The organism is Bartonella acomydis (genome assembly GCF_039543025.1).
Lineage (GTDB): Bacteria > Pseudomonadota > Alphaproteobacteria > Rhizobiales > Rhizobiaceae > Bartonella > Bartonella acomydis.
Map to the genome: position 1 here is coordinate 89,738 of NZ_BAABIY010000001.1, position 8,405 is coordinate 98,142.

Annotated in this window: 7 protein-coding genes; 3 read left to right on the plus strand and 4 right to left on the minus strand. The window is 35.5% G+C overall.

What is annotated here, in order from left to right; all coding sequences use genetic code 11:
- Nucleotides 1-108: 108 nt before the first annotated feature.
- From ABD909_RS00415 to lptF, 3 genes are read right to left on the minus strand one after another with little or no spacing between them, the layout of a single operon-like run.
- On the minus strand, nt 109-2,466 hold the full coding sequence (locus ABD909_RS00415; protein ID WP_345095966.1) for an LPS-assembly protein LptD: 2,358 nt from the start codon (nt 2,464-2,466) through the stop codon (nt 109-111).
- Nucleotides 2,467-3,558, minus strand: coding sequence for an LPS export ABC transporter permease LptG (gene lptG, locus ABD909_RS00420; RefSeq protein WP_345095967.1), 1,092 nt, complete (start codon nt 3,556-3,558; stop codon nt 2,467-2,469).
- Nucleotides 3,555-4,745: an LPS export ABC transporter permease LptF gene (gene lptF / locus ABD909_RS00425; protein ID WP_345095968.1), complete on the minus strand. Its 1,191-nt coding sequence runs from the start codon at nt 4,743-4,745 to the stop codon at nt 3,555-3,557. Before lptF ends, lptG begins: the two co-directional genes overlap by 4 nt.
- A gap of 406 nt (nt 4,746-5,151) precedes the next feature.
- Between lptF and ABD909_RS00430 the strand changes: the two genes are divergently transcribed.
- Complete coding sequence (locus ABD909_RS00430; protein WP_345095969.1) at nt 5,152-5,598, plus strand: DNA polymerase III subunit chi; 447 nt, start codon at nt 5,152-5,154, stop codon at nt 5,596-5,598.
- A gap of 169 nt (nt 5,599-5,767) precedes the next feature.
- A complete protein-coding gene (locus tag ABD909_RS00435) occupies nt 5,768-6,031 on the plus strand; it encodes a hypothetical protein (RefSeq protein WP_345095970.1) in 264 nt (87 codons plus the stop codon).
- On the opposite strand, the gene ABD909_RS00440 is transcribed toward ABD909_RS00435, so the two are convergent.
- Nucleotides 6,028-7,317 carry an MFS transporter gene (locus ABD909_RS00440; RefSeq protein ID WP_345095971.1) on the minus strand — a complete coding sequence of 430 codons (1,290 nt, stop codon included), beginning with the start codon at nt 7,315-7,317 and terminating at the stop codon, nt 6,028-6,030. The two genes, ABD909_RS00435 and ABD909_RS00440, sit on opposite strands and share 4 nt — an antisense overlap.
- A gap of 378 nt (nt 7,318-7,695) precedes the next feature.
- Between ABD909_RS00440 and ABD909_RS00445 the strand changes: the two genes are divergently transcribed.
- The gene (locus ABD909_RS00445) at nt 7,696-7,971 is read left to right on the plus strand and encodes a hypothetical protein (RefSeq protein ID WP_345095972.1); all 276 of its coding nucleotides are present in this window, start codon (nt 7,696-7,698) and stop codon (nt 7,969-7,971) included.
- Nucleotides 7,972-8,405 lie beyond the last annotated feature (434 nt).

An 8,405-nucleotide genomic window follows, 5' to 3' on the forward strand; every position in this document is an offset into this window, starting at 1 on the left:
AGTAGGCCTTCACATCGTTTATTAATTTTCATCAATTCTTTAAAATATACGTTTTTTTTCATAAAAACAATGATAAGTTAAATAGCCTATACATTCTCTTTATAAACTTTAGTTTATCTTTTTTCCAATGTCTGTAATTGTACGCAATGAAAGAGAAAAATTAAAGTTTTGTAGAGGTGTTTTTTTCCCTGGGTCAGTTATTTGTTGATAACCAAATGTTAGTCCAAAACATTCATCTGTATAGTCCAAACTGATTCCTCGTTTTATGAATGTACCAGATACTAAATCATAACCAGCATTGCTGTTAACAGACCAATAGTTAGCCAGTTTAATACCCGTTTGAAAAGAAATTTCTTGGCGTTTTTGTGGAAGTTCATAATCTGGTTGATTTGCGATGTAAGCATATTGCACGGCTCCCCAAAAATTTTTCCATTTCTGTGCTACTTCAATTTCGCTGCGGTGGATTTTTCCTGTTTTTTTATCAAAACGTCCACGTGTTTCTAAGGAAAAACCGTTTTTATTATTTGCACCAAACATTACTACATAGTCTGAACGTGTTGCCTCTAAACTGGAATGAATGCCTACATTAACAAAATCCTTTTCTGCAAAGGAGTTTTTTCCTGCAAGATGAAAGGATTGTCCAAAAAGGCCATAAAAAGACCAATTGTTGTTGAAATTTCCAGAATATCTTAAGCCTATGTTGGCTCTTGTCCCACCTTCTACACGATCATAACCAGAGAATTTATCACGTTGAAAAAGAGTGGTTGCATCAAATATGAAGCTTTGCGCATCTTCATTAGGGATTTGCCCTATATAGCGTTCATTATTGCGGATAAAAATTTGTGCGGTTGGTTCTATAATATGTGTAGAATTTTTTAACGTAATAAGGAAGGGATAGCGTAATTCTAAGCCAGCAGTTGCCATGCCACGAACTGTTGAACTACGAAGAGCGGATGAGAAGTCATTTGTAATATGAACAGTATTGTTTTCGTGTATATTTGCTGAAATGATATCAGCACGTAAAGAAAGAAGAGGGGTTAGTACCAGCCCACCGCGCATATAGAGACGCCTTTTCCATTCTAACTCATTTGTTAAACGCAAACTATTTCCTGCAATACCAGAAATCCTAGCAATGTTGAGAGGGTTCCCTTTCCAGCTCGTAGAGCTAAAATCAGTATGACGACGATAAATTGATTGCATATTGCTATGAAAGGTGAGTTCTCCATGATAAATTGGTTCAGCTGGTGTAAAAAAATAATCAATGTGTGGGAGAACCCAAGCTTGCCGAGAATGACGTTCATGGGGATCATTCAAGATTAAATTTTGAACTTTAAAATGGTAAAAACGCATATCGAAGTAGTTTTTCCCAGCCAGACCATTCAAATAAAGTTGAGAAAGTTGCGTAGGATTGTTATAGTTTTCGAGTTTATAAGCACGACTAAAATGTCGGTCAGACTGTGAAAAAATATCCCATCCATAAGTCCAGTGTGAATTAATACGAAAATCCCCTTTTGTTGCGAGCATATAACGGTTTTTATGTTGTGCATCAATTGTATCATTGTCAAAGTTTTGCGGCTTCATTTGATAGATATGTGCAAAGCGAATGTTATAATTGCCTGTTTTAAAACGTTGACGCCATTCAGCTTCGGTTAAAAGCCCTTGTTGGGTATAGAGGGTCGAAGAAAGTGTAAGATCATAATGAGGTGCAAGATTCCAAAAGTAAGAATTTTTTATACCCATACCGAGATAATCGCTATAAAAAAAGCGAGGAACAAGGAAACCGCTTGCACGTTTCACCGTTGGATCATTAAGTTCAAAAGTTGGAAAGTGTAGAATCGGTATACCAAAAAGTTCAAAGTGGCTATTTTCAAATCGAATTTTTTTAGTAACGCTATTCCATATGATCTTTCTTGCCTTAATTTTCCATACAACTTCTCTATCTGGTTTATAAGAGCAAGGTTCACAGGCTGTGTAAGTGGCATTATCAAGGACTGTTATCTGACTGTTGCGGCGTGTAGCACTTGTTGCTGCAAAATGAATGTTGTTGGCGGTATCAACGCGTAAGGCATTTACGAAGCCTTCGCCGAAGTCTTGAGTCATATCAATTTGGTTAGAATAAATTTTGTTACCATCTTTTTGAATAACTTCAACATTTCCTTGTGCTATGATTCGTCCTGTTTTTTGATTGTAAGTGACTTTTTGAGCGATAATTTTGTTGCCATCATATTCGATTTGGACATTGCCTTGTGCAGAAACAGTGTTTTCATCACGATTGTAAATGAGTTCATCTGCAGAGAGCAAGAGAGGACTTGCTAGGTTTTGGATGTGATTTTGAGCAAAAAGAGGAGGGCTTTTAGCATTTATAGAATAAGAGAAAGATATACCTAAGACACAGCCCATAATACTTTTCAAGATAAGGGCACTTAAGTGTGTCAAAATCACTTTTTTACTTATTAATGCTTTCACTTAGCCATCCTCTTTATGCAGTAAAAAAGAGATTCCTAAAAATAATGCAATAACAACAGGTGTCCAAGCTGCAATAATTGGTGGAATATACCCTGCGTTACCAAAAGCTTGAACAAGTACAGAAATAACATAAAGCACGAATCCAGCGAGCACACCACCAAGAATCAACATTCCAGATTGTCCAAAGCGTGTGAAGTTTAAAGAAACAGTTGCTGCAATGAGAGTCATTGCCACAAGTAATGCAGGTAATGCAATCAAAGATTGTAAATACATATCAAAATTGTTTGCAGAATAGCCTAATGAACGTACAATCATAATTTTTTTGGGTAATTGGTAAAATGGGATAGTTACTGGATTTGCTAAACGTTCAGTTAAAAATTCAGGTTTTAGATTCGTTTTTATTTGAAATGTCCTAAATTGTTCAGGAGGATGCCCTATTTTGTAGATAGTTCCATCTGTTAACAACCAAGCGCCATTTATCAATGTTGCTTTTTTTGTATTAATCCAATTTTTAACTGTTGCATTCTCGTTGTATTGTACAAAGGTTGCATCGATAAGAGAGAGTCCTTGATCGGTGATAGATTTAGCACCAATGGTTGTTCTACCTGAAAGGGTGCGTTGTGTTAACCATGGGATACGTGTGTTATGAAGAGATGTTAGCACATTATCACTACGCCACTCAGTCATCATTTTTTCCGCTTGCGAGAATCCCCATGCGGCAAGAGGATTAATAAGAAAAATGGAAAATAATCCCAAAAGAAAAGCTCCAAAACAGGCTGGCATAAGGAATTGCCATGCAGAAATACCAATAGAGCGAGTCACAACAAGTTCAAACTTTCGATTAAGTGAGATCAGCATGACCATTGCAGAGAAGAGTGTAATAAAGGGAATGAGTTGTTGCATGATGAAAGGAATGCGTAAAACGGAGATGAAAAACGCATCTTTTGCAGTATAATGAGAAAGGTAGGATAAACGACCAGAATTTTCTGTAAAATCGATCAAAAGAGCAAGAATAAATATTCCCCCAAAAAAATAACAAGTTATTTTAAGATAACGTGTAAAGAAATATTGTCCAAGTGTCCATCCAATCATAATACTTCATCCGAGGGATATTGAGATTTTTGATGGTCAAATTTGCTTCTCACTTTTTGAAAAACGATTTGAAGAGTTTCGTTAAGTTTTATGGGTATACCAATTGTATGGTTTGTCAAAAGCATGAAAAAAATCAGAGCACTCATTCCTATGGGGGTAATATAAAGAAGAGGAACATATGCAAGATCACTCTTTGCTTTTTCGGTAAAAAAATATCCCATCCAATAGACAAGCAAAGAGAAGGCAATAGCAAAAAAGTTTGCAGAATTACGTGCTTGTCGATATGGGCGTGTATTTCCTGTTGCTGCTAATGCAATGAGTGAGAAAACAACTGGATAGAGCCATTCTGTAAGTCTACGGTGAAACTCAGCTTTATATTGGAGTGGTTTTCGCTGATAGTAGGGATCTTTAGGATCAGGACTTAATAAATAAGAAAGAGGCCGATCTTTTGGATAAAGTGTGGGTGTTTTATCATTGGGGATGAATTCACCTAAGCTAAAGGTATATGAACTGAATTGAACGATTGAAACACTGTCATTTTGATGATTGATTCTTTCTATTTCACCGTTATTAAGGACAAGAAAACTACCGCTTTTATTGCTAATGATTGACGCGTTTGTTGCATAATAAAAAAGATCATTTTTAGGATCGCGTTGGTCGGCAATAAAGAGACGCTCAAGGGTTCCGTTTGGATTGCGTTCACCAATTTCTATATAAAGATTATTGGCGAGTTTTTGGAAACTGCCTTCACTAATAAAAAGATTAATAAGATCAACATGGGCACTTGCAAGCATTTTTCGCATATTAAGGCGTGCTTGTGGAACAACAAAATTGGCTATAGAAAAGGAGATACATGATGCAACAATAGCGAGAAGAAGAATTGGTTTCCACACAGTACTTTTAGGAAAACCACAGACGCTAATGATGGCAAGCTCTGAGTCTTGATTCATTGCGGAAAGAGTATTTGTAATTGCAATTACTAATGCAAATGGAATAACAAGAAAAATAACAGAAGGAACTAATGAGAAAGAAAATTGCAAGACTGTTAGGAGAGTTTGTCTACTTGTTGTAAGAAAATTTATTCGTGCAAGGATTTGCACTGTCCAACTGATACTAATTGCTGCAATCATAACAGCACCAAACAGGATAAGAACACGTTTTAGGATGTAGAACTCAATAATACGCATAAATAGGATAACATCCTCATGTCTTTATCTAGAAAGCAATTATTTTACACTGCCCTGACTGAAAAATATAATCAAAACTTAAAATATTTTATATCTTTTGCACATTTTTACCAAATAAAGAATGTGGAATTATAAGATAATTTCAACCCATTGTGCTATACATTATATTTTATTTTTAACGATAGGTTATAGAGAAGCAAAAAACTGAACTAATAAATTTTTTGAGGCACTTGGGAAATAATGATTCGTTTTTTCTCTCTTTAGACACATGAAAAAACAGCTAATATATACAGTCGAAAAAGAAAAAACGTTATGTTTTTAACCAGTTCCTTTTATAATGGAGATGATAGCAGCTTCTCCTCAAATATGTTGATTTTTTTATTAAAGAGCGATGAGGACTAAAAGGATGGATATTTTGTTCTATCATTTGACGCAATCAACGCTGGGGGATATTTTGCCAACGTTGGTAGAACGTGCACTAGCCCGCTTTGGTAAGGTCATAATACAATGTGTGAGTAAAGAACAATGCGATGCTATTGACATGCGGTTATGGATCTATTCTGATGAAGCATTTATTGGGCATGGTACGGCGTGTGATCAATATCCAAATTTGCAGCCTGTCTTTCTTACCACAGGACAGGAAAATCCGAATGATTCAAAGATACGCTTTCTTATAGAGGGAGCAGTTTGCTTAGATATTGAGGCTTATCAACGGCTTGTTGTGATATTTGATGGACAAAATGATGAACAGTTAAATTTTGCTCGGGTACAATGGAAAAAATATAAAATGGAGAATCATAATTTAACTTATTGGCAGCAGACTGAAGATCGCTGTTGGGAAAAGCAGGTTTGATGCACGTCGCACCTGTTATTTTGATTCTTATATGATTAAGAGGAATAATGAATTCCAACACTCTTTTCGCGGAAAGATTAGCTGAGAGTTTTTGGGTTTTCATCGTGATCTTTTTTAGGGGAGCAGTAAAAATATGGCTTACAATCAAAAAAATAAACGGTAATGATGAATGATTATTGATCGAATTTTGCTTATTTTATGGGCAGTGATGTTAGCGTTTTTTTGCATTTCATGGTTGGGTACAACGCATATTTTATCGCGAATATTCACGGCTGCTTATATAAGCAATATCGTGGATATTCTATTCTTTTTTTTGAGTGCACTGTTTGCTGGAATATTGTGGTGGAGTATACCTCAACCAATGTCTTGGAAAATGAAACTGGCGGCATTTTTGCCGCCAGCGCTCTTTTTATTCCTTTTTATCACATTCTAGTTAGAGATTTCATCTTCCGTAAATCCCACAAAGCAAATCAGTGATATAAAAGAAGCAAGAAGCAAATAATAACCGATATAAGAAGTATCAAAATGTTGCACCAGATATTCTGCAATATAAGGCGCAAGAGAGGCGCCTACGATACCAGACAAATTGAACGTTATAGAAGAGCCAGTATAACGGATTGCTGTTGGATATGGTGAAGCCAAAACAGCACCAAGAGGACTATAGATCATTCCCATGATCGATAAACCAATGATAGACATGGCAAGGACTCCTACAATTCCAGAATTTAAAAAATAAGGAATTGCGAAAGAATAGATACCGGTAATTATCGTGATCAAAATCATCAAAGTTCTACGTTTAATATGATCAGCAAGTTTTCCAGTTATAACGGTAAAAATTCCACAGAAAATAGCACCGATCACTTCTACTTGAAGAGCCTGGTTATATGGCAGTTTCAGGTGATTTGTTGAATAACTTAATAAATATGCCGTGACCAAATAAAATAAAACAAATGTTGCCATACCAGAAAATATTCCAAGAAATAGGATTCGTGGACATTTTAAAAAGACATCAATAATAGGAACTTTGACACGCTCTCTACTTTCAAGCGTTTTTTTGAACTGAACTGTTTCATTGATTGAAAGACGAACCCACAATCCTATAATCATAAAAATGATTGAGGCAATAAAGGGAATGCGCCATCCCCACGCTAAAAGTTCATCGTGATCAAGAAAGTGCAACATAGCTAAATAAACTATAATAGATAAAAATAAACCAATTGGAACGCCCAATTGAGGGAACATTGCGTACCATCCGCGCTTTTCTGGAGGAGCATTTTCTGTTGCAAGCAAAACGGCTCCCCCCCATTCTCCTCCTAATCCCATTCCTTGTCCAATACGGCATAGGGTTAAGAAAAAAGGTGCCCACCAACCAGCTGTTTCATAGGTGGGAAGAAAGCCAATGATAACGGTTGATAGACCCATCGTAAGAAGAGAGGCAATAAGTGTTGCTTTTCGTCCAATTTTATCTCCAAAATGTCCAAAAACAATTGATCCAAAAGGGCGCGAAAAAAAAGCTGCTCCAAAGATCAGAAAAGATTGCAAAATGGCAAGTTGGTCATTTTGCGTTGGAAAAAATACATGAGGGAATATAAGGGCTGCAGCAGTTGCAAAAACATAAAAATCAAAGAATTCAATTGTTGGTCCAATAAGACTTGCAAACAAAATTCGACGAGGTGAATTTCTTTTGCTTATACCTTGTATTTCTGAGTTTATAGACATGAATAGAATGTCCCTTTCAGTGTATAACAAATCAAATTACAAAATTGAACTACTATAATTATAAAAATTTCAGATCAGTGTCGAGTCGGTATTATTATGCTCTTTATAATAAACAACGATTGATTATGGTATGAAGAGCATGTCTGAGTTTCTATATGTAGACATCTTTTTATGCTCCAGAAAATAGAAAGATATTTCTATAAACGCTGTAATTTCATGAATTTCACATTGCTATTTACTTTTAAAAGCAGACATTTTTTTACTCTATTTAGAAATCAATCTCATTTTTGAGATCAATGTTTAGAATCTTAAAAATATTCAAAAAATCTTTTTGTGGATGCAATCAAAATTTTAAAGGCAAAAGAGTCTCAATTGCACTTGATTGCTACTAAAATTGATGGTTCAAGTCCTCTCATTCAGAAGTTAAGTGGTAATGGGCGTGTTATTTTCACTTCTGATTCTAATGATTTTAAAAAAGCTAGCCCATATTATTCTCTGCTTCATGTTGCTCAGCTTTCAGGCAGTATACATTTCAGTTTGAAAGCTAATTTCGTAGAGAGCTACGGTAATTACTTTATCATTGAGAAAGGAAAAGGTAACCATACATTGAAAATCACGGATTTTGATACTGAAATTACCCATTCTTTTTTTTAAGCATTTGATTTAATTACGGATAAAAGTGAAAATGCTCATTTTTCTTTAACAAACCATTCCAATAAAAAACTAATGCTATCGATGGTTGAGCCTATATGTGTAGTTTGCGGCAGAAAAAGGGTAATGATGGAAAAGAAAAAATTTGGTATTTGTCCGCAGTATATATTAACTACTACATAAAGGTAGATCTCACTGAAATGTAGATCAAAACCAACCTATTCCCACTCCTTTTACTGTTTCATCGCAAGAAAATCAAGCTAGTGTAAAACTATCTCTGGCAAGTTATCATTATCCTGTTGATGATGGTCATCAAGCTACTGTTTCAGGAGATGCTTCATTGATAGTCGATCAGATGATTTTGCGTCCAAGCGATCAGCAGCAATCTCTTCCACAAGCGCGTAAGGAAATTTCAACGCCTCGTTTTTTTACCACGC